This window comes from Sphingomonas sp. GW821-FHT12D09 (genome assembly GCF_058807215.1).
Window position 1 is genome coordinate 589096 of record NZ_JBXAQL010000003.1, and the last position, 24632, is coordinate 613727.

The 24632-nt window shown below is 67.1% G+C and carries 25 protein-coding genes and 1 tRNA gene; 9 read left to right on the forward strand and 17 right to left on the reverse strand.

All coding sequences use genetic code 11. The features are described 5' to 3' along the window. Positions 1–60: 60 nt before the first annotated feature. Both AC1RPL_RS16555 and feoB read left to right on the forward strand, forming a co-directional pair. Positions 61–309 (forward strand): FeoA family protein, encoded by a 249-nt coding sequence (locus AC1RPL_RS16555; protein WP_493070729.1) that lies wholly within the window; start codon positions 61–63, stop codon positions 307–309. Further along, positions 306–2156 (forward strand): ferrous iron transporter B, encoded by a 1851-nt coding sequence (gene feoB / locus AC1RPL_RS16560; protein WP_493070731.1) that lies wholly within the window; start codon positions 306–308, stop codon positions 2154–2156. Before AC1RPL_RS16555 ends, feoB begins: the two co-directional genes overlap by 4 nt. A 181-nt stretch (positions 2157–2337) precedes the next feature. Here the strand turns inward: feoB and AC1RPL_RS16565 are convergent, their stop codons facing one another. Continuing rightward, the gene (locus AC1RPL_RS16565; RefSeq protein WP_493070733.1) at positions 2338–2511 is read right to left on the reverse strand and encodes a DUF4169 family protein; all 174 of its coding nucleotides are present in this window, start codon (positions 2509–2511) and stop codon (positions 2338–2340) included. 41 nt (positions 2512–2552) lie between these two features. Here AC1RPL_RS16565 and ssb point away from each other — a divergent pair, with 41 nt between their 5' ends. Next, on the forward strand, positions 2553–3113 hold the full coding sequence (ssb, locus tag AC1RPL_RS16570; RefSeq protein WP_493070735.1) for a single-stranded DNA-binding protein: 561 nt from the start codon (positions 2553–2555) through the stop codon (positions 3111–3113). 17 nt (positions 3114–3130) lie between these two features. Next, a complete protein-coding gene (locus tag AC1RPL_RS16575; RefSeq protein WP_493070736.1) occupies positions 3131–3556 on the forward strand; it encodes a hypothetical protein in 426 nt (141 codons plus the stop codon). Here the strand turns inward: AC1RPL_RS16575 and AC1RPL_RS16580 are convergent, their stop codons facing one another. Genes AC1RPL_RS16580 through AC1RPL_RS16600 form a run of 5 tightly spaced genes read right to left on the reverse strand, consistent with a single transcriptional unit; the run spans position 3557 to position 8144 of the window. Next, positions 3557–4420 carry a pirin family protein gene (locus AC1RPL_RS16580; protein ID WP_493070737.1) on the reverse strand — a complete coding sequence of 288 codons (864 nt, stop codon included), beginning with the start codon at positions 4418–4420 and terminating at the stop codon, positions 3557–3559. Between the two features lie 4 nt (positions 4421–4424). Beyond that, positions 4425–5012, reverse strand: coding sequence for a methionine biosynthesis protein MetW (metW, locus tag AC1RPL_RS16585; RefSeq protein ID WP_493070739.1), 588 nt, complete (start codon positions 5010–5012; stop codon positions 4425–4427). Then, positions 5009–5446: a GNAT family N-acetyltransferase gene (locus AC1RPL_RS16590; protein WP_493070740.1), complete on the reverse strand. Its 438-nt coding sequence runs from the start codon at positions 5444–5446 to the stop codon at positions 5009–5011. Before AC1RPL_RS16590 ends, metW begins: the two co-directional genes overlap by 4 nt. Then, positions 5443–6564: a homoserine O-acetyltransferase MetX gene (gene metX / locus AC1RPL_RS16595; RefSeq protein ID WP_493070742.1), complete on the reverse strand. Its 1122-nt coding sequence runs from the start codon at positions 6562–6564 to the stop codon at positions 5443–5445. The genes AC1RPL_RS16590 and metX overlap by 4 nt, the downstream gene beginning before the upstream one ends. Positions 6565–6596: 32 nt before the next feature. Beyond that, on the reverse strand, positions 6597–8144 hold the full coding sequence (locus tag AC1RPL_RS16600) for a flavin monoamine oxidase family protein (RefSeq protein WP_493070744.1): 1548 nt from the start codon (positions 8142–8144) through the stop codon (positions 6597–6599). Positions 8145–8229: 85 nt separating this feature from the next. On the opposite strand from AC1RPL_RS16600, the gene hisC reads away from it, so the two are divergent. Together hisC and AC1RPL_RS16610 are read left to right on the forward strand one after the other, a co-directional pair. Further along, positions 8230–9327: a histidinol-phosphate transaminase gene (hisC, locus tag AC1RPL_RS16605; protein ID WP_493070745.1), complete on the forward strand. Its 1098-nt coding sequence runs from the start codon at positions 8230–8232 to the stop codon at positions 9325–9327. Further along, positions 9327–10235 carry a prephenate/arogenate dehydrogenase family protein gene (locus tag AC1RPL_RS16610; RefSeq protein WP_493070746.1) on the forward strand — a complete coding sequence of 303 codons (909 nt, stop codon included), beginning with the start codon at positions 9327–9329 and terminating at the stop codon, positions 10233–10235. Before hisC ends, AC1RPL_RS16610 begins: the two co-directional genes overlap by 1 nt. 227 nt (positions 10236–10462) lie before the next feature. Here AC1RPL_RS16610 and AC1RPL_RS16615 read toward each other — a convergent pair whose 3' ends face one another. The 4 genes from AC1RPL_RS16615 to ftsE are packed head-to-tail and all read right to left on the reverse strand — an operon-like array spanning position 10463 to position 13259. Beyond that, a complete protein-coding gene (locus AC1RPL_RS16615) occupies positions 10463–11146 on the reverse strand; it encodes a lysophospholipid acyltransferase family protein (protein ID WP_493070747.1) in 684 nt (227 codons plus the stop codon). Further along, the gene (locus AC1RPL_RS16620; protein ID WP_493070748.1) at positions 11147–11677 is read right to left on the reverse strand and encodes a YdcF family protein; all 531 of its coding nucleotides are present in this window, start codon (positions 11675–11677) and stop codon (positions 11147–11149) included. It abuts the gene before it with no gap. Further along, positions 11674–12558 (reverse strand): cell division protein FtsX, encoded by an 885-nt coding sequence (locus AC1RPL_RS16625; protein WP_493070749.1) that lies wholly within the window; start codon positions 12556–12558, stop codon positions 11674–11676. The genes AC1RPL_RS16620 and AC1RPL_RS16625 overlap by 4 nt, the downstream gene beginning before the upstream one ends. Next, the gene (gene ftsE, locus AC1RPL_RS16630) at positions 12555–13259 is read right to left on the reverse strand and encodes a cell division ATP-binding protein FtsE (RefSeq protein WP_493070750.1); all 705 of its coding nucleotides are present in this window, start codon (positions 13257–13259) and stop codon (positions 12555–12557) included. Before ftsE ends, AC1RPL_RS16625 begins: the two co-directional genes overlap by 4 nt. A gap of 166 nt (positions 13260–13425) precedes the next feature. Here ftsE and AC1RPL_RS16635 point away from each other — a divergent pair, with 166 nt between their 5' ends. Continuing rightward, on the forward strand, positions 13426–14160 hold the full coding sequence (locus tag AC1RPL_RS16635) for an MJ0042-type zinc finger domain-containing protein (RefSeq protein ID WP_493070751.1): 735 nt from the start codon (positions 13426–13428) through the stop codon (positions 14158–14160). Positions 14161–14166: 6 nt separating this feature from the next. Here the strand turns inward: AC1RPL_RS16635 and AC1RPL_RS16640 are convergent, their stop codons facing one another. Continuing rightward, positions 14167–15519: an MATE family efflux transporter gene (locus AC1RPL_RS16640; protein ID WP_493070753.1), complete on the reverse strand. Its 1353-nt coding sequence runs from the start codon at positions 15517–15519 to the stop codon at positions 14167–14169. A gap of 128 nt (positions 15520–15647) precedes the next feature. On the opposite strand from AC1RPL_RS16640, the gene AC1RPL_RS16645 reads away from it, so the two are divergent. Continuing rightward, positions 15648–15734: transfer RNA gene (locus AC1RPL_RS16645), tRNA-Leu, on the forward strand. 154 nt (positions 15735–15888) lie between these two features. After that, a complete protein-coding gene (locus AC1RPL_RS16650; RefSeq protein WP_493070755.1) occupies positions 15889–18900 on the forward strand; it encodes a TonB-dependent receptor in 3012 nt (1003 codons plus the stop codon). An 8-nt stretch (positions 18901–18908) separates the two neighbouring features. Here AC1RPL_RS16650 and AC1RPL_RS16655 read toward each other — a convergent pair whose 3' ends face one another. The 6 genes from AC1RPL_RS16655 to AC1RPL_RS16680 form a co-directional block, all read right to left on the reverse strand. Further along, on the reverse strand, positions 18909–19883 hold the full coding sequence (locus tag AC1RPL_RS16655; RefSeq protein ID WP_493070757.1) for a flagellar motor protein MotB: 975 nt from the start codon (positions 19881–19883) through the stop codon (positions 18909–18911). 3 nt (positions 19884–19886) lie between these two features. Next, positions 19887–20750: a flagellar motor stator protein MotA gene (motA, locus tag AC1RPL_RS16660; protein WP_493070759.1), complete on the reverse strand. Its 864-nt coding sequence runs from the start codon at positions 20748–20750 to the stop codon at positions 19887–19889. A 187-nt stretch (positions 20751–20937) separates the two neighbouring features. Further along, positions 20938–21837: a flagellin N-terminal helical domain-containing protein gene (locus tag AC1RPL_RS16665; protein WP_493070761.1), complete on the reverse strand. Its 900-nt coding sequence runs from the start codon at positions 21835–21837 to the stop codon at positions 20938–20940. Positions 21838–21843: 6 nt separating this feature from the next. Beyond that, positions 21844–23187 (reverse strand): flagellar hook-associated protein FlgK, encoded by a 1344-nt coding sequence (flgK, locus tag AC1RPL_RS16670; protein ID WP_493070763.1) that lies wholly within the window; start codon positions 23185–23187, stop codon positions 21844–21846. Next, positions 23184–23534, reverse strand: a complete 351-nt coding sequence (locus AC1RPL_RS16675) for a rod-binding protein (RefSeq protein WP_493070765.1) — start codon at positions 23532–23534, stop codon at positions 23184–23186. Before AC1RPL_RS16675 ends, flgK begins: the two co-directional genes overlap by 4 nt. Beyond that, positions 23531–24628, reverse strand: coding sequence for a flagellar basal body P-ring protein FlgI (locus AC1RPL_RS16680; protein WP_493070767.1), 1098 nt, complete (start codon positions 24626–24628; stop codon positions 23531–23533). Before AC1RPL_RS16680 ends, AC1RPL_RS16675 begins: the two co-directional genes overlap by 4 nt. Between the last annotated feature and the right edge of the window lie 4 nt (positions 24629–24632).

A 24632-nucleotide genomic window follows, 5' to 3' on the forward strand; every position in this document is an offset into this window, starting at 1 on the left:
GGCGCTTCCCCCGCCCAATTGATAATGACTCGCAGCATGAATGCCCCCGCCGCGATTCCCATGGCCGTTCCGCTCGCCAGCATGCCCCGCCACAAGCCCGCTGCCGTCACCAGCGTCGACTGGAGCAAGCTGAGCGAGCCCGAAAGCCGGCGCCTGCGCGAACTGGGGCTCGATGAAGGCGTCGAAGTCGAGCTGCTTCACAAGTCGGGCCTGCTCGGCCGCGGGCCGATCGCGTGCCGCATCGGCCGGATGATCGTCGCGCTGCGCCGCCACGTCGCCGCTGCCATTCACGTCAGCCCCGGCGCATGAACCCCGCCCCGCTGGTTGCGCTGGTCGGCAATCCCAATGCCGGCAAGAGCGCCCTGTTCAACGCGCTCACCGGCGCGCGGCAGAAGGTCGGCAATTATCCCGGCGTCACCGTCGAGCGCCATGCCGGCCGGCTGTCTCTGCCTGATGGCCGCCCGGTCGAGCTGCTCGACCTGCCCGGCACCTACAGCCTCGATCCTTCCTCGCCCGACGAAGCGGTGACCCGCGACGTGCTGTTCGGCAAGCAGCAGGGCGAGCGCCTGCCCGACGCGATCATCGTCGTGGTAGATGCCACCAATCTGGACAACCACCTGCGCTTCACGCTCCAGCTGGCCGCGCTCGGCCTGCCGATGGTGGTCGCGCTCAACATGGTCGACATGGCCGCGCGCGACGGGCTGGTCCTCGACGCCGAAGCGCTCGAGCGCGAGCTCGGCGTGCCGGTGGTCGCCACCGTCGCCGTGCGCAAGCGGGGCCTCGATACGCTCAAGGCGCGGCTCGCCGAAGTGACCAGGGGCGGCCACAGGCTGCGCGAAGGCGCCGGCCTCCAGCACGACATCGTCGTGCTCCAGCGCCGTGCCCGCCAGATCGCCACCGCGGTCACCGTCTCGGAGACTGCCGCGCGCCGCTGGACGCACCGGATCGACGCGATCGTGCTTCACCCCGTCGCCGGCCCGCTCATCCTGCTCGCGCTGATGTTCGTCATGTTCCAATCGGTCTTCGCCTGGGCCGCCGCGCCGATGGACGCGATCGAGGCGGGCATGGCCTGGCTCTCCGATACCGTGGCCGGCGCGCTTCCCGACGGCTTCATCCGCGATTTCCTCGTCCAGGGCCTGATCGCGGGCGTCGGCGCGGTGGTGGTGTTCCTGCCGCAGATCCTGATCCTGTTCGCCTTCATCCTGGTGCTCGAGGCGACCGGCTACATGGTCCGTGCCGCGATGCTGATGGATCGGGTGATGGCCAGTGTCGGCCTGTCGGGCCGCGCCTTCATCCCGCTGCTCTCCAGCTTCGCCTGCGCGGTGCCCGGCATCATGGCGACGCGGACGATCGCCGACGACAAGGAGCGCCTGACCACCATCCTGATCGCGCCGCTAACCACCTGCTCGGCGCGCCTGCCAGTCTATGCGATCGTCATCGGCGCGGTGATTCCGGAGCGCAGCGTGTTGCCCGGCATCGGGCTTCAGGGACTGGTGCTGTTCGGCCTCTACGTGCTGGGCATCCTCGGCGCCTTCTTCGCCGCGCTGCTGCTGCGCCGCACGGTCACCAAGGGCGCGACCTCGGGCTTCATGATGGAGATGCCCAAATACCAGATGCCGCGGGTGCGGGACGTGCTGCTGGGTCTGTGGCAGCGCGCCGAGATCTTCCTCAAGCGTGCCGGCACCACCATCGCGCTCACCGTTGCGATCCTTTGGCTGCTCGCCACCTTCCCCCAGGCGCCGGCGGGCGTGAAGCAAAGCGAATATTCGATCGCCGGCCGCATCGCGAGCGGGATCGAAGTCGTGGTCAAGCCGATCGGCTTCAACCACGACATCGCGCTGGCCCTGCTACCGGCGATGGCGGCGCGCGAGGCGGCGGTGGCGGCGATCGGCACCGTCTATGCGGTCGACAATCCCGAGGATGCCCGGGGCGAGGCGACGATCACCGAGAATCTGCGCGCCCGCTGGACCCTGCCCACCGCGCTCGCCTTCCTGATGTGGTTCGTCTTCGCGCCGCAGTGCATCTCGACGATCGCAGTGACCCGGCGCGAGACCAATGGCTGGAAATGGCCGCTGTTCATGATCGGCTATCTCTTCGCGCTCGCCTATGTCGCGGCAGGGCTGACCTATTGGAGCGCGGTGGCGCTGGGGCTGTAGCCGGCGGCTTGCCCCCCTACTTGCAATGTAGGATTTCACGTGTTCTACCTTCGTTCCGAAAGGGGAGTCGGCGTGGAGCAACGGATGCGCGGGAATATTGCACGGGAGCCATCGCCGGCGAAGTCCGGGGAGGCGAAACGGGGGCCCCGTGGCGTAAACTTCGTAAACTTCCAGCCGGCGCTCAATCGCGCTTCGCGTTGTCCAGCGTGCGCGCGATCCGCGCCTTCTCGGCGGCCTCGGCCTGTTTCTCGGCCTTGGTGCGGCCGAAGCGGGCGCGATTTTCCTGTGCACGAACCGGCTTCTCGGCCTTCGCCTTGGCCTTGCGCGCCTTGTTGAAGTTGATGATCTCGGCCATATCGTCACCCAAGCATTTACAGATATTGAAGCGGAGTTTCCATGGCGGGCAGCGTCAACAAAGTGATCCTGGTGGGCAATCTCGGGCGTGATCCCGAAAGCCGCAGCTTCCAGAACGGCGGCAAGGTGGTCGAGCTGCGCATTGCCACGTCCGAAAGCTGGAAGGACCGCAACTCGGGCGAGCGCAAGGAAAAGACCGAGTGGCACACGGTCAAGGTCTTCAACGAAGGCCTCGCCACCGTTGCCGAGAAGTATCTGCGCAAGGGCAGCAAGGTCTATATCGAAGGCGCGCTGACCACCCGCAAGTGGCAGGATGCCCAGGGCCAGGACCGCTATTCGACCGAAGTCGTGCTCCAGGGCTTCAACTCGGTGCTGACCATGCTCGACGGCGCCCCCGGTGCCGGCGGCGGCGCATCGCGCAGCGGTGGCGGCGATGATTGGAACGCGGGCGGCGGCGACGAGTTTGCTGGTCAGTCGTCCAGCCGTGGCGGCGGCAATTTCAACAGCGGTGGCCAGCGCTCGGGCGGTGCTGCGGCCGGTGGCGGCAACAGCTTCGGCGGCGGTTTCCCCGGCGACGATCTGGACGACGACGTTCCGTTCTGAGCCCCGGAGATGAGCCGATGCGTGGTGTTGTGATCGGGCTGGCATTGCTGGCCGGGGCCTGTGGCGGCCCCAAGACGACCAGCGATCCCGCCGCGCAGAACGTCATCGACGCGGCCTCGCGGGGCACGCCTGCCGCAGTTGCCGCGGGCACCTGCAACAGCAAGCCCGATTTCGTGCCGGTGCGCGAGGATGCCAAGTTCATCAGCTGCACCTCGGGCAAGGCGCTCGAGCGGACCAGCGGCACGGTGATCTACACCAGCACCGCGGAGCCTAGCTCGGTGATCAGCTGGGCCAAGGAACAGGCGATCCGATCGTCGCTGTCGCTCCATATCGAAGATGGCGGTTCGTTCACCGCCGGCGACACAAAGCGCAGTCTGCGCGTCGCCGCCGAGCCGGGCGAGGCCCGCACCACGGTTCGGATCAACTGGGGCGTCGCGAACTGATCAGGAGCCTTGGGCTTCGACGATCTCGGCGACGCCGAACTTGCCGGCCTGATAGTCATGGAACGCCTGGCGGATCTCGGCCTCGCTGTTCATCACGAAGGGCCCATGCGCCACGATCGGCTCGTCGATCGGCTCGGCATGGCCGAACAGGAAGAGAGCCGGTTCGTCGGCGGTGATCGTCACCGCATCGCCCGGGGTCAGTTCTGCAAGATGGAAATGCGGTACTGCCGTGCCTTCCACGTGGAACACGCCCCGCGCGCCGTAGAGAAACACGTCGCGCCCTTCGAGCCCGTCAAAGGCGACGCTGCCGCCCGGCTGCAACTCGACCCAGGTCAGGAACACGCCGGTCAGCGACTCGATCACGCCCTTTGCCCCGCCATGCTCGCCGGAGATTAGGTGCACCGTTGCGCCGTTCGCCGTCACCGCCGGGATCGCCTCGGCCTGCGCCCCGACATAGCGCGGCGCCGTCATCTTAAGGCGGGCGGGTAGGTTCACCCAGAGCTGGAGGATCTCCATCGGCCCGCCGTCGCGCTTGAAGTCCGGTGGCGAAATCTCGGCGTGGACGATCCCGCTGCCCGCCGTCATCCACTGGATGCCGCCGGCGCGGATGATGCTCGAATGGCCGGCGCTGTCGGCATGCGCCAGCTCGCCTTCGAGGATGAAGGTCACCGTCTCGAAGCCGCGATGCGGGTGCGGGCCGAAGGGGAGTCCGCGATTATTCGGCGGATAGGACTGCGGCCCGTGATGGTTGAGGAACAGGAAGGCGCCGACATGGCCGATCGCCGGCCCGGGCACCGGGCGCCGCGTGACCAGATCGCCGATATCGTCGCGAAAGGCCGGATGGATCTGCTTCACCGTCCGCATCGCATCACCTCCTCAGCAGGAATACCGCATGCTCGGCGAATATATTCGCCATCGCAGATCTGCAGTGCTGGTCTCCGGACAGGAACCAGCTCCCCTCGATCGTGATTCCGCGCTCGTGCACCAGCGCCCGGAAATCGTCGACGGTCACATGGTGGATGTTGGGCGTGGCGTACCAGGCGATCGGCAGCAGCCGCGTCACCGGCATCCGCCCGCCGAACAGCAAGGAGGCACGCACCCGCCAATGGGCGAAATTCGGAAAGGAGACGAAGGCGTGCTTGCCGATGCGCAGCAGGTTCTCCAGCACCACGTCCGGGCGGCGCGTGGTCTGCAGCGTCTGGCTCAATATGGCATAGTCGAAGCTGCCCTCGGGATAGTCGGCTAGGTCGGTATCGGCATCGCCCTGCACCACCGATAGTCCGCGCCCCACTGCGGCGGCCACATCGCCCGCATCGAGCTCGAGCCCGCGCGCATCGACCTGGCGGGTGTCACGAAGTGCCGCCATCAGGGCGCCGTCGCCGCAGCCCACGTCGAGTACACGGCTGCCGGCCGCCACGTTCGCCGCGATGATCGCAAGATCCGGGCGCAGGGTCATCGTGTGTACAGGTCCACGTCGTGCCGCTCCATGCAGCGCTCGGGATGCGGGATCTGGGTCCAGCCGAGCTTGGCGTAGAGCGGCTGCATGTCGCGGGTGAACAGCAGCCAGCGGCGCAGGCCCGCCAGTTCGGGATGCGCCTGCACTGCCTCGAGCATCTGCACCGCGACGCCCTTGCCCCGGTGCGCCGGCAGCACGAATACATCCGCCAGATAGGCGAAGGTCGCGAAGTCGGTGATCACGCGGGCAAAGCCTACCTGCTCGTCCTGGCCTGCCTCGTCCTTGGCGAACACGGCGGCGCAGAAGGAATGGCGGATCGCATTCTCGACGACGTGCCGCGGAATGCCCTTGGCCCAATAGGAGCCGCTCAGGAATGCGTGGATCAGGTCGAAGTCGAGCTCGGCCTTGTCGAACGAGATGCGATAGTCGCTCATGCCGCCCCCGCCTGCAGGAAGCCGCGCACCACCCGGTCGAGCTCGGGGCTCTCGAGCAGGAAGGCGTCGTGGCCGAAGGGGGACTTCAGCTCGACGAAGCTCGCCCGCGCACCGGCTGCGTTCAGCGCATGGACGATCGTGCGCGATTCGGCCGTGGGGTAGAGCCAGTCGGTGTCGAAGCTCACCACGCAGAAGCGGGTGTCGGCACCCTTGAACGCATCGGCGAGCAGCCCGCCATGCTCTTCGGCCAAGTCGAAATAATCGAGCGCACGGGTGATATAGAGATAGGAGTTCGCATCGAACCGATCGACGAACGCCAGCCCCTGGTGGCGCAGGTAACTCTCGACCTGGAAGTCCGCATCGAAGCCGAAGGTCTTGGTTTCCCGGCTCTGCAGCTTGCGCCCGAACTTGGCGGTGAGCCCCGCTTCGGAGAGATAGGTGATGTGCGCCGCCATCCGCGCCACGGCCAGGCCGGCGACGGGCGCGTCATTGCCCTCGTAATAATCGCCACCGCGCCACTTGGGATCCGCCATCACGGCCTGGCGGCCGACTTCGTGGAAGGCGATGTTCTGCGCCGAATGCCGCGCCGCGCTGGCGATCACCACGGCGGAGGCGACGCGATCCGGGAAGGTCGCGGCCCAGCTCAGCGCCTGCATGCCCCCCATCGATCCGCCGACGACCGCGAACAATTTCTCGACGCCGAGATGGTCGAGCAGCATCGCCTGCGCCCGCACCATGTCGCGGATCGTGATCACTGGGAAACTCATTCCCCAGGGCTTGCCGGTGGCGGGATTGACCGTCGCCGGGCCAGAGCTGCCCAGGCAACTGCCGAGCACGTTCGAGCAGATCACGAAATAGCGGTCGGTATCGATCGGCTTGCCCGGCCCGACCATGCGCGTCCACCAGCCGGGCTTGCCGGTGCGCGGGTGCTCGGAGGCGACATGCTGGTCGCCGGTCAGCGCATGGCAGACCAGGATCGCATTGCCGCCGTCCGGGGCGAGGTTGCCATAGGTCTCGTAGCCGATGTCGAGCGGCGACAGTAGCACGCCACCGTCGAGGCGCAGCGGCCCCGGCAGCGTCACCGTGCGGGCAGGGCCAAAGCGCGGATCGTCGGACATGCCGGACTCGTTAGGGGCGTGCGCCCCCCGGTTCAAGCGACCTTGGCGTCGATCCGCTTGCCGAGGATCGCGCCCGCCGCCATCCGCCCGGTCTGCGCGGCCCCGTTCATATAGCCAGGGAAGGCGTCGGAGAGATGCTCGCCTGCGAACCAGATCCGCCCGGCATGCGGTAGTTGATTGCCGCCTTTGTCCTCGACACAGAGCAGCTTCGAGAAGCGCGTGAGCTGGCCGGGGGCATAGTTGCAATAGGCGCCGAGGGTGAGCGCCTGGGCATGCCAGTTGGTGCGGGTGAACGGACCGGTGGCGGCTTCGATCAGCCCGGGAATCGCCGGGGCGGCGCTGGCGGCGAAGCGGGCGGCGAGGGCGGAGGGCGCCTCGCTCTCGGCACGGAGCACTTCGTCGCCGCCCAGGAACCAGGTCCAGACCGGCGAAATCCCGTCCTTGCGGTGCACGCTGCCGTCCCAGCCGAGTGCCCAGCCGGCATCGGCATCGGTCTGCCACAACTCGCCGCCGACCCCCATCGGCCCGCGCCACGGCGTCCCGTTGGTGCCCGACTGGACCTTCTCGTTAAGGCCCAGCTCCATCTCGCCGATAAAGGCGCGCCACTCTGCGGGCAGCGGCACCCGGAAATCGATCTGGCGCGTGACCGGGCCGGGCACGGCGACGATCAGCGTATCCGCCGCCGCGACCGAACCGTCGAGGAAATGAAGCTTCAACCCCGATTCGACGCGGAGCAGGCGCTTGTTGGTCGCGATGCGGTCGGCGTAGTGCGTGGACATCGCCTCGACCAAGGCCGAGCTGCCACCCTCGATCACATAGCGTTCGTCGGCACCGCCCAATACTTCGGCGCGTTCGCCATCGACTGTCGGCAAGTTGAAGATCAACTCGATCGCCGAGGCTCGGGCAGGCTCGACGCCATATTCGGTGCGGCTGGTCGCTTCGAGCAATTGCCGCAGCCACGGCTCGCGAATCAGCGCGGCATGGCGATCGAGATAATCGCGGATCGACATGCGATCGAGATCGGGGGCGACGCGCGCCTGGTCCTTGTCGAGACGATCGGCATCCTTGCCGATCTGCGCCGCTATGGGCCGCAGCGCTTCGGCCAGTTCGTGATCGGTGATCAGTCGCCCACCCGTCAGGATCAATGTGTCGTGGGGCTCGTCCTTGCGGTCGAGCAGCGGGATGTCGAAGCGCTTCAACAGCGCATGCATGTCGTAATGATCGGTGTTGACCAGCTGCCCGCCCACTTCGAACGTCCAGTCGCCCGACTTGTGCGTGTACATCCGCCCGCCGGTGCGGCCGCGACCTTCGTAGAGGAAGGCGTCCACACCTGCCTGGCGAAGATGATGCAGAGCGGTGAGGCCCGCGATACCCCCGCCGATAATCGCCACGCGACCGCCGGGACGGGCCGCTGCCGGCTGGGGCAGGGCGCTTGCGATACCGCCCATGGCCATCGCCTGGAGCACCGCGCGCCGCGTCGCACCGCTTGCGCCGCGCACCGGCATCGCCTCTCCGGCGGCCTCAAGATTGCGTCGTCGCGCCGTTTCCAGTGCGCGCCAGACGATAGCATTCCCCCGCATTGCCCCTCCTCGGCCTCCGCTTAACCATGAAGCCCTAGTGCGTGACCCTTGCCATCCGGTAACCATTCCGCCAAGCCGCGCGGCCATGACCGCACCCGTTCCCAAGCACTGGATCATGGAAATCGCCCCCTATGTGCCGGGGCGCTCCACCACCGATGACGGCCGCAAGGTCACCAAGCTCTCGTCCAACGAGAATCCGCTCGGTACCTCGCCCAAGGCGCGCGAGGCGTTCCTGACCGCCGCGACCAGCCTCGAGCGCTATCCCGATGCCAGCGCCAACGAGCTGCGTGAGGTGATCGCGGCGAAATACGGCCTCGATCCCGCGCGCATCATCTACGGCAATGGTTCGGATGAAGTGCTCCACCTCGCCGCCGGCGCCTTCGCCGGGCCGGGCGAGGAGATCATCTACGTCCATTACGGCTTCACCGTATACCCGATCGCGACTCGCCGCGTCGGCGCGACCCCGGTGGTGGCGCCCGATAAGGAATACGCGACCGACGTCGACGCGATCCTCGCCTCGGTGACCGACAAGACCAAGATCGTCTTTGTCGCCAACCCCAACAACCCGACCGGCACCTATGCGCCGCGTTCGGAGATCCTGCGCCTCCACGCCGGCCTGCCGAGCCACGTGCTGCTCGTACTCGACCACGCCTATGCCGAATATATCGAAGGCGATGACGATGATGGCGGCATGGAGCTGGCCCGCAACGCATCCAATGTGCTGGTGACGCGCACCTTCTCCAAGATGTACGGCCTCGCCGCCGAGCGGATCGGCTGGGGCTATGCTTCGGCGCCGATCATCGAGGCGATGCACCGCATCCGCCTGCCCTTCTCGATCACCATCGCGGGCACCGCGGCGGCAGTCGCGGCGCTGGGAGACACCGACTTCGTCGCCCACACCAAGGCGCATAATGCCGAGTGGCGCCGCTGGTTCGCCGACGAAATCGCCAAGCTCGGCAATGCCGGCCTGCGCGCCGTGCCGAGCCAAGCCAACTTCGTCCTCGTGCTGTTCGAGGGCCAGCTCACCGCCGAGGCGGCGTACAAGGGGCTGATGGACGCGGGCTATATCGTCCGCTGGCTGCCCGGCCAGGGGCTCCCGCACGGCCTGCGCATCACTATCGGCACCGAGGAGGAGACCCGCGGCGTGATCGCGGCGCTGCGCGGACTGGCGGGCGAGGCCTGATGTTGCCCTTTGCGCGCGTTACGGTAATCGGCCTGGGCTTGATCGGCTCGTCGATCGCGCGCGCAGTGAAGCAGCACATGCCGAGCGTGCGGGTGACCGGCTATGATGCCGATCCTTCCGTCCGTGAGACGGCGGTGCGCATCGATCTCTGCGACGATGTCGCGGATACCGCCGGCACTTCGGTAATCGATGCCGATTTCGTCATCCTCTGCGTTCCCGTCGGTGCGATGGGCGCGGTCGCGGCGGATATCGCCGCGGATTTGCCCGCCGATGCGATCGTCAGCGATGTCGGTTCGTGCAAGGAAAGCGTGGTCGAGGCAGTGCATGCCGCACTTCCCGACGCGGTATTCGTCCCCGCCCATCCCGTGGCCGGCACCGAGAATAGCGGTCCCGAATCCGGCTTTGCGACGCTGTTCCACGGTCGCTGGTGCATTGTCACGCCGGTCGAGGGAACCGCGCCCTTCGCCGTGGAGCGCGTCCTCGAATTCTGGCGGCGTCTCGGCGCCCAGGTCGAGACGATGGCGCCCGATCATCACGACCGGGTCCTCGCCGTCACCAGCCATTTGCCGCACCTCATCGCCTATACGATCGTCGGCACCGCATCGGACATGGAGGAAGTCACCCAGTCCGAAGTGATCAAATACTCGGCCGGCGGCTTCCGGGACTTCACCCGCATCGCGGCGTCGGACCCGACGATGTGGCGCGACGTGTTCCTCGCGAACAAGGAAGCGGTGCTCGACATGCTCCAGCGCTTCTCCGAGGACCTGACCGCGCTCCAGCGCGCGATCCGCTGGGGCAAGGGCGATGAGCTGTTCGAGCTGTTCAGCCGCACCCGCACGATCCGCCGTTCGATCATCGAGCAGGGCCAGGACGATGCCGCCCCCGATTTCGGGCGCTCTCACGACTAGGCGCCTACAGACTCGCACCGAGCGACTCGGGGAAGTTCACCAAGTTCACGACCTTGACGGGGTCTGCGGCGCGCTATTTTCCCTATTTTCCCGGAAATGCCCCGCATCGCGCAACTTCCTTGCGCGTTCGGGATCCTATTTTCCGACAAAACAAAGAGCGGCGGAACGCAGGTTCCGACCGCCCGAACCAACCAGACGAAATCCTACATTAAAAGCCGGGCGGCGCGTCAGCCGTTCAGCGCGTTGATCCCTTCATGCACGCGCGCTTCCGCCTCAGCGCGGGGCAGGCCTTGCGGGATGGGCTCCAGGAAGCGGAAGATCACCACGCCGGGCTTCTTGATCCCGTGCTTAGGCCAGACATGGCCGCTGCGCACCGCGACCGGTACCACGGGCAGGCTCAGCATCCGGTAGAGCCCGGCAAAGCCAGAGCGCAGTTCCGGCTGCTCGCCAACCTTCACGCGCGTACCTTCGGGAAAGATCAATACCGATCGCCCCTGCGCCAGCGCGACCTTCGCGTCCTTCATCATCGAACGCAGCGCCGCGGCATTGGCGGTACGGTTGACGATGATGACGCCATAGCGCCTGGCGGCCCAGCCCCAGAGCGGGATGCGCGCCAGCTCGCGCTTCATCACCGTGGCGGGGGAGCCGAGTAGCCGGCTGAGCTCCAGCGCCTCGAAGATCGCTTCATGCTTGGCCGCGAACAATACCGGGCCCTTGGGAATCGTGCCTTCGATCTGCACGCGGATCCCGAGGATCCACCGCGCCAGCCAGGTCATCACGCCCACCCAGGCCATCGCATAGGTGCGCAGCGCATCGCCGCCCAGCAGCGCGACCAGCGGCACCAACAGCACCAGCACGAGCGAGGCGCCGTAAAATGCGATCGTGAAGAGGATCGTACGAATCAGGTTCATTCAGTTCGCGCCGAGCAGCAGTGCGATCCGCCGCACCAGATATTTGTGATATTCGCGAAACAGCATCGCGAAGCCCGGCTGGCTGCGCACTGGATCGCCGACCACCTCGACGCCGTTCAGCGCGTGGGCGAGCTCCATCCGGGCGCGCGGCATGTGCCAGTCGGACGTGACGAGGCGCACCGTCTTGTACTTGTGTTCGCGGACCCATTCCGCCGTCTCTTCGGCGTTGGAGCGGGTATCGACCGCCTGCCAGCCGAGATCGACGCAACAGCGCATCAGTTTGCGGTCGATCTTGTATTCGGCCGCGAACTCGCCGGGGCGCACGTCCGGATCGACGCCGCTCACCAGCAGGCGCTGGGCATCGCCGGCGCGCAGCACCTCGAGCCCGCGGTCGATCCGCTTGGGGCCGCCCGTGAGCACCACGATCGCATCGGTCTTGCGGCCTTCCAGCGGCGTGCCGAGCGACAGCATGAACGCCGCGAAGCCGAGCAGCCAGGCGATCACCACCAAAGCGAGCAGGCGCAGGATCACAGCGTGCGGCCCAAGGCGCGCAGCACGGTGCGACGGGCTGCGAAGGTGGCGAGCAGCGCGAAGCCGAGCGGCAGCAGCAGGAGCAGGAACCAGTCGCGCTGCTGCAGGGCCACGCCGCTCAGCATCTCCGAGCCGACCAGCGCCATGCGCGATTGCAGGAACCAGACCAGCCCCAGCGCCGCCCCGGTGCCGAGCAGGCCGCCGAGCAGCGTGTCGAACGCGATCCGCCGCTGGAACAGGCGGGCGATCTGGACATCGGTGGAGCCGAGCATGTGGAGCACATCGATGGTGTCGCGGTGCGTGTCCAGCCCCGAACGCGCGGCAAGCAGCACCACGGCCGACGTCGCGGTGGCGATCAGCAGCATCAGGCCGACGGCGAGCCAGCTCATCGTGGTCATGAAGGCGCGCACCGGCGAGAGCCACTGCGCGTGCCGGTCGATGCGGGCGCCGGGCACGATCTGGCGCGCCGCGTGCTCGACGGCGGCCGTGTTGACGCCGCGCGTCTCGACATCGATCATCGCCGGCATCGGCAGGTCGGGATCGAGCCCGGTATCGCCGAGCCAGGGCTTGAGCAGCTCGGCAAGCCGCTGGCGGTCGACTTCCTGTGCGCGCACTACACCGGGCAGCTTCGAAACCGCGGCCGTGAGCGCGGCTGCCTGGCTGTCGCGCAGCGCGGCATTGGGTTCGACGATCTGGATGGTCAGCCGCCCGGCAAGCTGGCGGTCGAGCTGCGCCGTCGCGGCGAACATGCCCAGCCCCAGCGCACCGGCCAGGACGGTGAGGAACAGCATGATCGCCATGATCCAGGTCATGGCGCGCGTCCGCCTGCTCTCGTCGAGCAGGCGGCGATCGGGCGCATTGGGGTTGAGACTGAGCTTCACAGCGCGCCTCGCGGCGGGTTGCGCAGCGCACCGGTCGGATCGTTCAGCCGCCCCTTCTCCAGCCGCATCATGTGCGCGTTGGGAATCCGGTTGAGCAGGTGGAAGTCATGCGTCGCCACCACCACGGTGGTGCCCAGCCGGTTGAGGCTGTCGAACAGGTGCAGGAGGCGTTCGGCCATATCGGGATCGACGTTGCCGGTCGGCTCGTCGGCGACGAGCAACTCGGGCCGGCCGATCACTGCGCGGGCGATGGCGATGCGCTGCTGCTCGCCGCCCGACAGCGTCGGCGGCTTGGCGCGCCCGCGATCGGTGAGACCGACCCAGGCGAGCATCTCACGCACCGGCGCCTCGATATCGCTTTCCGACACGCCCGCCACGCGCAGGGGCAGGGCGATATTGTCGTAGGCCGAGAGGTGCGGGACGAGGCGGAAGTCCTGGAACACCACGCCGATCCGCCGGCGGAAGCCTGGCAGGCGGGCGCGGGGCAGGGCGCCGGCATCCTCGCCGAACAGCCGAACCGTGCCGCGGCTCGGCCGCTGCGCGAGATAGAGCAGCTTGAGCAAGGACGTCTTGCCTGCGCCGGAAGGGCCGGTGAGGAAATAAAAGCTGCCGGTGTTCAGCGAAAAGCTGACGTCCGAGAGAGTCTCGTCGCCCGAACCATAGCGCAGGCCGACATTCTCGAATTGAACGATGCTGGCCATCTGGCTCCCGGCGCTTCCCCAGAGCCAGCCATCGCACAGGCATTTGACGGGCTCAAGCGTCGCAAGAAGCTGGGGATACCGGGGAATGGGACTCTTGTAGCTGTGAATCGATAGGTCTAGAATCGTGACAATCGGGCGACAGGGCGCCTAGTGGCGTGAGACGCGTATGATCCTCGAATGCAACCAGTGCCGAACACGCTATCTGGTGCCCGACAGCGCCATTGGTGCCGATGGGCGCACGGTACGCTGTGCAAGCTGCAAGCACAGCTGGTTCCAGGCGCCGGTCGCGGCCCTCGACCTGACGACGCGCGCCTCGGTGAGCGACGGTCCGGTCACTGCGGCGCCCCGGCGCGAGGCGGAGACGCCCAAGCCGCGCGTATTCGACGATGCCTCGATCACTACTGCGGCGTCCGCGGGGCCTGCGCCGGACTATGACCCCTTCGCGACCCAGCCACCGTTCAAGCCGCGCAGGAATCCGGCCCGGCGCTGGACCGCCGCCGCCTTTGTCGCCGGCTTCTCGATGCTGCTCGGCACTGGCGCGATCCTCTATTCGGGTGCGCCCGGTCTCGCCGCGCAGCTGGGCCTGGGTCTCGGCGCCGAAGTCGATACGCCACTGCTGTTCACCGACAAGAATGTCGAATTGAAGCCGCAGACCAATGGCAGCGAGCTGTTCATCATCTCGGGCAAGGTGGCCAACCCCACCGCCGACAAGCAGCACGTGCCCGATATCCGCATCGAGCTGAAGGATGAGCAGGACCGGCTGGTCTATAGCTGGCGGGTGACTCCGCAGGTGCGGGAGCTCGGCCCGAAGCAGACGATCGATTTCAATTCGGCGCAGCTCGACCCGCCGCGCAGCGCACGCTCGGCGCGGCTGACCTTCGCGACTGAAATTGGCGGCTGACCGCCACTAGCGAAATCGGCGGCTGACCCGCCACAGCCGCGCGCCATGAAGCGCGGCGGCTATCACCATCCCGCTGCCCGATGCCAGGACCAGGCCGAACGCGCCCCAGCCGGCGAGATGGACCAGCGCCAGCCCCGCGCCGCCGGTGACGACGAAGAAGGCGATCACCGAGTTGATGCCGGCCGCGACCTGGTCGCCCAGCGAGCGCAGCGCATAGACGAACACCACCTGCATCCCGTCGAACAGGATGAAGGGTGCCCAGACCGGCAGCATGGCGAGCGCCAGCACATGGACCGGGGGCGCTGCCGGAAACAGCGCGACAAAGGGCCAGGGGACGAGGATCAGCAGCAATGCGAGGCCGCCCGTCGCCAGGGCGGAGAGTGCCGCGGCGATTGCGGTGCGCCGGCCCGCGGCCTCGGGCACGCCTTCGCCCACGGCATTGCCCACGCGTACGCCTGCCGCCGATCCCAGCCCCAGCGCCACCGAGAAGGTGACGTTGTGGATCGAGAAGACGATCTGGAAGGCATGGGTGGTCACGTCGCCCAGCTCGGTCGACAGCGCGATCAGGACCGAGAAGCCGATCAGCTCGAGTCCGGAAGCTATGGCGGGGACGAGGCCGAACTTGGCGAGGCCCATTGCGCCGCGCAGCGATTCGCGGCTGAAGATGCCGGACAGGTCGTGGACGCAGCGCTGCTTCGCCCGCGGCAAGGTCCAGGCCGCGCCGATCATGCCGGCGGCGCCCAGCGCGGAGGCGATCGCGGTGGCCAGCGCCGCACCGGTCGCGCCCATGGCCGGCAGTCCCAGACGGCCGCCCGAAAGCGCCCAGGCGAGCACGGCGTTGATCGGCAGGATCGCGAGATTGACCACGGTCACGCGCTGCGGGCGGCTCACGCCCTCCAGGAAGAAGCTGCCGGTGACGATGAGCAGCTGGAAGGGATAGGCCAGCGCCATCACCCGGACGACATCGGCGGCGAGTGGCGCGACTTCGCCCGCTACGCCGATGCCGAGCAGCATAGGCTCGGCGAACGCGAAGAGCAGCAAAGCGCTGACCAGCCCCAGCGCGATCGCGAGCAGCATGCCCTGATGCAGCACGCGGCCGGTGCCGGGCAGGTCCTTGGCGCCATCGGCACGCGAGACATGGACGAGCACGCCGGTCAGTGCGCCAAGCCCCATCACGATTCCCGGGAAGGTCAGCACGCGGCTGGCGCCCAGCGCCGCGACCTGCTCGGTACCGGTCAGCCCGACCACCACCACATCGGTCACATGCAGGATCGTCCAGTTGAGACTGGTGAGCATCACCGGCCATGCCAGGCTCAGGATTCGGCGCGTCTCGGCGGAAAGGGCGGGGGACAGCCACATGGGACGGCGGGCTTACGGATTTCGATGCGTTTCGCAAAGCGCGGCGTATTGGCTTGCATTGCCCGAAACGCGTTGCTAGGGGCCGCTGCCTTACCAGCCGTCGGTATCCCAACTGACGGATTTCACGTGCGGTCGTGGCGGAACTGGTAGACGCGCAACGTTGAGGTCGTTGTGGCCGAAAGGCCGTGGAAGTTCGAGTCTTCTCGACCGCACCACTGAAAAATGCAGGCACCCGGCGACCCCGCCGCGGTGCCGCAATTTTTTCGGAACCCCGGCACATTTCTGCGACATGTCGCGGTTAGCCACGCACCGTTCAGGCAAGCGGTGTCAGGTGCGCCGCGGGGTTCGCGAAACAGAGTGGGGAAATCGATGCGTTCGAAGTTGATGCTGGGTGCCGCGGTTGCCGGGTTGCTCGTCGGTGCGATGCCGGGCGTGGCGCTGGCCCAGGCACAGCAGCCTACGCCGGCTCCCACCCCGACGCCGACGGCGCAGCAATCGCGCCCGGCCCCGCAGGAACAGAGCTCGGAAGAGGCGGGCGACGAAGGCGCGATCGTCGTCAACGGCGTATTGCCGGGCGCGGTGAAGACCGATGTGAAGCCCGAGATCCAGCTCAACCCCGCCGATATCCGCGCATATGGCGCCTCGAACGTCTCGGAGCTGATCACGGCCCTCCAGGCCCAGCTCGGCAGCGGATCGGGCCGCGGCGACGAGCAGCCGGTCATCCTGATCAGCGGCCGCCGTTCGAGCATGAACGAAGTCCGCGACCTGCCGACCGAGGCGATCGACCGGATCGACATCCTGCCTGAGGAAGTTGCGCTGCAATATGGCTATTCGGCCACGCAGAAGGTGATCAACTTCGTCCTGCGTACGCGCTTCCAGGCGGTCACCACCGTTCTTGAGGGGCAAATGCCCACCGCCGGCGGCAATTCCACCCAGAACGCCAACGTCAACATCCTCAAGCTCAACCGCAACGGGCGGGTGACGCTGGATGTGAAGTACAACCAGAATTCGGGCATCCTGGAGAGCGAGCGCGGTGTGAGCCGTGGCAGCAACGCACTGTTCGACACGGTCGGCAACATCACCGGCTATGCGGGTGCCGAGATCGATCCGGCGCTCAGCGCGCTGGCGGGCACGCCGGTCACCGTTGCGGGCGTGCCGGTGGGTGCCACGGGCGGCCCGCTGGGACTCGGCGCCTATGCGGCCAATGCCAATGATCCCAACGTCACCGATCTCAGCCCCTATCGCACGCTGGTCAGCCCGGCGAAGAATCTCAGCGTCAGCGGCATCTACAACCGCGTGCTCTCGCCCAAGGTTAGCGCCACCGCCACGCTGAACCTCGACGTGACCGAGAGCGAATCGCTGCTCGGCCTGCCGAGCGCGACGCTGCGCCTGCCCGCCGGCAGTCCCTGGTCGCCGTTCAGCCGCGACGTCCAGCTGCTGCGCTATTACGACAATCTCAACCCGCTCTCGCGCGGCAATGGCAGCCAGTCGCTGCGCGGCGAAGTGACGGTCAATGGCGACAGCGCGCCGTGGATCAAGAGCTGGCGCTGGTCGGTCAACGCCAATTACCAGCAGACTGGCAGCGACCAGACCACCACGGTCGGCTTCAATCCCGCCCAGATCCAGGCGCGGCTCGACGCGCGCGATCCCAATTTCAATCCGTTCGGCCCGGTCCCCTACGAACTGCTCGGCAACCGGCCGGACAGCTGGAACGAATCGACCACCAAGGTCGGCAATATCGAATTCCTGACCAACGGCTCGTTGTTCAAGCTGCCGGCGGGCGACGTGACCACCAGCCTGCGCATCGCGGGGCGGACCAACGATCTGTCGACCACTGCCTCCCGCCTCGGCCTGGTCATGGCGGGCGCCGTCTCGCGCGATACCGGCGCGGTGCGCGGCAATATCTCCGTCCCGATCGCCAGCCGCCGCCGCGCGGTGCTCGATGCGATCGGCGATTTCTCGATCAACGCCAATTTCGAAGTCGAGCAGCTTTCGGACTTCGGGCGGCTGACTACCACCGGCTATGGCTTCAACTGGTCGCCGATCACCCAGGTCCAGGCGATCGTCAGCTTCATCGACGACAGCAACGCGCCGTCGCCGGGCCAGCTTGGCAATCCCACCGTGGTCACGCCGAACGTGCGCGTCTTCGACTATGTCCGCAACGAAAGCGTGGACATCACCCAGATCACCGGCGGCAATCCCACGCTGGCGGCCGACAGCCGCAAGGTCTTCCGGGCCGGGCTCAACATCCGCCCGCTCAGCGAGACCAATCTCGGCATCGTCGTGAACTACACCAACACGCGCTACCGCAACGCGGTGCAGAGCTTCCCGGGCGCTTCGGCCGAAGTCGAGGCGGCGTTCCCCGATCGCTTCGTGCGCAATGGTGCCGGCGAGCTGCTCAGCGTCGACTATCGCCCTGTCAATTATGATCGCACCGAGCACCAGGAATTGCGCTGGGGCTTCAACCTGTTCCTGCCGATCCCTTCACCCCAGGCGGCCAGGATGCGCGCGCGCCGCGAGGCGTTCATGAAGGCGCGCGAGGAATCGCGCCGCACCGGCCAGCCGATGCCCGCCGAAATGACCGCGATGTTCGACCAGTTCCGCAAGCTCGGCCAGCAGTCGAGCCTGTTCGGTGGCACGCTGAACAGCCAGTTCGGCGGTGGCCGCCAGGGCCAGGGCCAAGGCCAGGGCGAGGGACAGCGGCGCGACCAGGGCCAGCAGCAGAACCAGACGCAGACGACCCAGACCCAGGATACGGGCCAGGCCCGCGTGACCGACGCACCCGCGCAGGGCGGCGCGCCTGCGGGCGGTGGGCCGGGTGCTGGCGGCCCGGGTGGCGGTGGCCGCGGCTTTGGCGGTCCCGGTGGCGGTGGTCGCGGCGGCTTTGGCGGCGGCGGTGGTGGCAATCGACTGATCTTCAGCGCCTATCACACTTGGGTGCTCACGGACGAAGTGATGATCCGGCCGGGCCTGCCGGTAATCAACCGGCTCGACGGTTCGAGCGCGCAGACGATCGCGGCGCATCGCATCGACGTGATTGCCGGGATCAAGCGTGACGCGCTGCTGTTCCAGCTCAACGGCAATTGGCAGAGCGGCACGCAGACGACCACCGGCACGCCGGGCAACACCAGCCAGCTCGATTTCGGCAGCCTCGCCAAGGTCGGGCTCCTCACCGAGTTCAACCCGGGCCAGGACATCGATTTCCTGTTGAAGCACCCGTGGTTCCGCGGCTCGCGGATCCAGCTGCGCGTCGACAACATCTTCGATGCGCGCCAGCGGGTGACCGATCAGAACGGCCTGACGCCGGCGGCCTATGCGCCGAATTTGCGCGACCCGATCGGCCGCACGGTGAAGCTGACCTTCCGCAAGCAGTTCTTCTGATTAGTTGATCAGTGCTGCCCCAGCGGCGCGCCGGCTTCGCGGCTGGCGCGCAGGCCCGGGCGAAAGCGGCCCTGCTGGTCTTGGTCCATGATCCGGCGATAGAGCAGGGTGATCGAGACGCGGCGGTTGCGCGGGTCGGCGGGGTTCTCGACGATCAGCGGCTCGCGGTCCGCCACGCCCTCGATCCGCTCGAAGCGCGTCTCGGTGACCGTGCCCGAGAGCAGGCGGCGACGGGTCGCTTCGGCGCGGCCGCTCGACAGCATCCAGTTGTTCATCGCCAGCGGATCGCCATAGCCCAGACTGTCCGTATGGCCGCGGATCATGATCGGGTTTTCCATGCTCTTGATCGAGTCCGCGATCGTGCCGATCAGCGCGCTCGCCTCGGGCACCAGCGCCGTCGTGCCTAGGTTGAACATCGAATAATTGGCGTCGTCGATCAGATCGATACGCATGCCGTCGCGCGTGGGCACGAAGCGGATATGGTTGGCGAGCTTGGACAGCGACGGCGTCATCTGCATGCGCTGGCGGATCCGCTTCGCCGTCTCCTCGAAATTCTTCTGGTCCTGCTGGGTCAGCGCGCGTTGGTCCTTGAGCGTACCCTTGGATCCGGTGCCGACATCCTTGCCGCCGCTGCCGCCCACCGGGACGGTCAGCGACTTGGTGCCGGTCTGCGACGCCTTGCCGGGATAATTGTCGCGTTGGTTGATCGCCTCGCCCCCGAACAGTCCGTTCGAGCCGGCGCTGTTCTGCTTGAGCTCGACCAGCGTCGGCGCGAAATAATCGGCCAGCGCCTTGCGCTGCTTCTCGGTGGTGGCGCCGAGGATCCATAGCAGCAGGAAGAACGCCATCATCGCGGTCACGAAATCGGCATAGGCGACCTTCCAGGCGCCGCCGTGATGACCGCCATGCCCTTCGACATAGATCTTCTTGACGATGATCTTGGGCGGCGCGTTTACGCCGTGAGGTGCGCGCGCCGCGGCCATGGCTTAGCGGCCCCTCAGGCCATCGAAGACTTCGCCGAAGCCCGGCTGGTTGGAATGCGCGATGCCAGAGCGGGCGGCCTCGATCACCAGCGGCTGCGGATGGCCGTGGAGCGAGGCGATGATGATCTGCTTCACCACGTGATAGATCGCCGAATCGGCGTCGATCACCTGTTGCAGCCGGTTGGCGAGCGGTGCGACGATGCCATAGGCGAGAAGCACGCCCATGAAGGTGCCGACCAGCGCCGAGCCGATCATTGCGCCGAGGATGCTCGGCGGCTTGTCGATCGAGCCCATCGTCTTCACCACGCCGAGCACGGCCGCGACGATGCCGAGTGCCGGCAGCGCGTCGCCGAGCGAGGTCAGCGTGGTCTGCGGGCCCTGCACTTCGTGGTGGTGGGTCTTGATCGCGTTATCCATCACTTCTTCGACGGCGTGCACGTCGAGCGTGCCCGACGAGACGACGACGAGGCGCAGCGTATCGGTGATCAGGTTGATCAGCGTGTGATCGGCGAGCAGGCGCGGATATTCCGCGAAGATCGCGGAGGACTTGGGATCCTCGACATGCGGTTCAAGCGCGATCGGCCCCTCGGTCCGCAGCATCTTCATCAGCTTCGAGACCAGGAAGATCGTGTCAAGATAGTCCTGCTTCTTGTATTTAGGGCCCTTGAGGACCTTCATGAAGCCGCCGCCGAGCGCCTTCAGCTCCTTCATCGAATTGCCGATGACGAGCGCGCCGACGGCAGCGCCGCCGATGATCAGCATCTCGTGCGGGATGGCTTCCATGACGGGGCCGAGCGCGCCGCCGGTGATCGTGAAACCACCGAAGACCATCACCAGCAGGATGACTAGGCCGATGACAGGATACATGTGCGCGCGAACCCCCCGATTGGTCGTTTCGGTTAACGACCGCTTCGCTGTGATATTCAGCGGAAAAACATGGTTAATTCGTTACCGGCGCGAATAAATTGCGCGATTTGCTTGGATTTTGCCCGCGCGCGGCCTAGCGGCGCCGGCATTCCGGCCGGCGCGGCGCAAAAACGCGATTTCCGGGCGCTTACTTCAGGTAGTTGAACAGCGACATGCTGCTCAGCTTGGTGAAGGTCGATTGGGTTGCCGACAGCACGGTCAGAGTCTTTTGCAGATTGGCCACTGCCGTCGGAATGTCGGTGTCCTCGATGCCCGATCGCGTGACTTCGCGCGTCTCGGCCGTCTGGGTCATCTGGTCCGCCTTCAGGTCGAGCCGCGCGCCGCGCGCGCCGATCGAGGCGCGGGCCAGCGAGACCTGGCTGAGCGAGGCATTGATGCCGGTCAGCGCGGTGCCCGCCGCGGTCTTCACATCGGTGCCCGATTTCAGCGCATCGGCAAGGTTGCCGATGATCGCGAACATGTCCGCCTCGTCGGTGGTGAACACGCGCTCGCCACTGACCGAAGGCTGGATGTTCTCGCCATCCGCGACCGGGATGCCCGAAGGCTCGCCGGTGCCGGCGAAGCTGATCGAGCCGTCTGCGTTCTTCACATAGGCGCTGTCGCCGGTCGCGCCGCCGAACAGCGGCTGGCCGCGGATATCGTCCTTGGTGTTGGCCAGGCCGTAGATCGTGTCGCGGATCGCGCTCAGTTCCTCGCCGATCGCGGCACGGTCCGAGTCCGACAGCGTGTCGTTGGCGGCGCGGGTGGCAAGCTCGAGCGCGCGCTGGAGCTGCGTCTCGACGCTGTCCAGCGTCTGGTCGGCCTGGGAAAGCACGCCCTGCGCCACGTTGATGTTCGACTTGTAGGTCGCATCGCCGGTGGTGGCGCGCTGGATCTGCTGCAGCTTCACATAGGATGCCGCGTCCGAAACCGCGGTCACGCCCAGCTTGGTCGTGGCGATCTGGGCCTGGGTCTTGTCGGCCTCGGCGGTGAGCTGGGTCATCAGCGACACCGGCCGGCTATACATCTGGGCAGTGGAGATGCGCATGATCGTTTACCTGATATCGAGGATCGACTGGAGCGTTTCGCGCGCGACCTGGATCACGCGGGCCGACGCCTGATAGGCCTGCTGGAAGCGCATCAGATCGACCGCTTCTTCATCGACATTGACGCCGCTCACCGAATCGCGTGCGGAAACCGCGGCGTCGCGGATCGAGGTCTGTGCGTCGGCGATGCTGTTGCGGCCTGACAGTGCCGCGCCATTGGCCGCGGTCAGGTCGGTCACGCCCTGCTCGAAATTGCCGCTGGTGCGCAACGTGTCGAAGCCGGCGAGATTGGCGTTGTCGCGCGTGCCCCCGCCCGCAGCCGCGGCGGCGATGCTGCGTGGATCGGTCATCGCGATGCTCAGCTGATAGGATGGGTCGCCCACGGTGAGGATCGGCTGGCCGGCATTGCCCTGCAGGTCGTCACCCGCGGCCTGGACCGCGTTGACGCCGTCGGCGAAGTCCCGCGCCATCCGGCCGATCTCGTCGCGCGCGGCGCCGATGCGGGCGCCGCTCTCGGCGATGCCGGCAAGTGCGCCGCCGTTCGGCGACATCGCCGAGACCGCGCCGGTGGCCTGCTTGACGGAGAAGGAGAAGGCCCCCTCGTCATTGCTGGTCTGCGAGACGATCGCGGCGTTCGCGCCCTCGACGAGCGTCGGGCCGGTGTTGTTGCCGGCCTGAACGGTGGCGCGGCCATAGGTGTCAAAGCGCACGGTCACGTCGGTGAGCGCGCTCATCTGCTCGAGCATCTGGTCGCGCTGGTCGAGCAAGGCCGCCTGGCCGGCCGTGCCCTCGGTGGCGCGGGCCAGGCCGGCATTGACCTTGGCGAGGCTGGTTGAAAGATTGTTGAGCTGCGTCACCGCGGTATCGGCCGAAGCCTTGAGATCGGTCATCGCGCTGTCGAGCGCCTTGCCCGTCGCGCTGAACACGGCGGCCACGCTGGTGGCGCTCTCGAGCAGGTTGGCGCGGGCGGGCAATGCAGTCGGGTCCGCCGCCACCGCTTTCGCGGAATTGAAGAAGGCGGTGAGCTGGTCGCCCAGCTTGTTCTGGGTCAGGCCGGTGTCGATCCGGCCCAGCCAGGTCGCGCTGGCGAGCGTACGGGCAAGATCCGAGCTGGAGCTGCGCACTTCGCTCGCGCGGAACTGGTCGGCCGAGCGAACGACGCCGCCGACATTGGCGCCCAGACCCGAAGTGGTCGCGCTGGTGTTGCCGCCGATCGCAACGACTTCGCGCACCGTGGCGACGCGGCGCGAATAGCCAGTGGTCGCGGCATTGGCGATATTGTCCGACGTGGTGGCGAGCGCGGACTGATAGGCCCGCGCGCCGCTCGCGCCGATCGACAGCAGGTCGGTCATGTGGCGGTGCTCCCGTCGGCGGCGGGCGGCGAGGTGGCGCCTCCGTCTGCCGTCTTGAGGTTCTTGGCCAGGAAGTCGGTCATCGCCTTGCCGATGCCGATCGGCGCGTGCACGGCCATGCTCTGGGCGAGCTGCTGGTCCTGCATGTCGCGGAACTGGTCCTCGCCCTTGCTGTCGAACAGCCCATCGCCCAGCTTCGCCTGGCGCATCGATTTCAGCATCATGCCCGTGAAGACTGCCTCGAAGCGCTGGCCGGCGGCTGCGAGGTTCTCCTTGGACGCGAGGCGCGACGTGTCGGCCGACACACCGCCCGACGGGCTGGCGGAAAGGGCGATGGGATCGGTCACAGGATGATCAGCTCCGCCTTGAGCGCGCCGGCTTCCTTGAGCGCTTCGAGGATGGCGACGAGGTCCGCCGGCGACGCGCCGATCGCGTTCACCGCCTTGACGACGTCGGAAAGCTTGGGCCCGGGCGCCATCAGGAACATCGGGTGCTTCTCCTCCTCCAGGCCGACCGTGCTGTGCTGCTCGGTACGGGTCTCGCCTTTGCTGAACGGCGCGGGCTGGCTCGTGCGCTGGTTCTCATCAATACGAACGGTGAGTTTACCATGTGTTACCGCGGCCGGGCTCACCCGGACGGCCGAGTTGATCACCACCGTGCCGGTGCGCGCATTGACGATCACCCGGGCGGCGGCCTCGGCGGCTTCGACCGGCAGGTTCTCGACTTCGCTCATCAGCTCGGAGCGCACGTCGCGACCCTCGGGCGCCTGGATGGCGATCGACACGCCGTCGATCGCGCGGGCACGGCCGGGTCCGAAACGGGTGTTGATCACATCCTGCACGCGCTGCGCCGTGGTGAAGTCGGCGCGGGCGAGGTTGAAGGTGAGGAAAGGCGATTTGTCGAAGCCGGTGTCGACGCTGCGCTCGACCGTCGCACCCTCAGGGATGCGGCCCGAGCTCGGCGTGTTGACCACGATCTTCGAGCCATCGGCGCCCTCGGCTCCCAGCCCGCCCACGGCGAGGTTGCCCTGCGCCATCGCATAGATCTGCCCATCGGCGCCCTGGAGCGGCGTCATGATCAGCGTGCCGCCGCGCAAGGACTTGGCCTTGCCCATCGACGATACGGTGATGTCCAGCTTCTGGCCCGGCTTGGCGAAGGCAGGCAGCTCGGCGGTGATCATCACCACCGCGGCGTTCTTCAGCCCCGGCGCTACGCCCTGGGGCAGCTGCAGGCCGAAGCGCGACGTGACGCCCTTCATCGACTGGACGGTATATTCCAGATTGTCGTCGCCAGTGCCCGGCAGGCCGACGACGACGCCGTATCCCGTGAGCTGGTTGGTGCGGATGCCCTGGAAATTGCCCAGGTCCTTCACGCGCTGGGCCTGCGCCGGCGTAGCGGCGGCAAGCGCCAGGGCGGCGAGTGCGAGGAAGCGGCGGATCATGGTC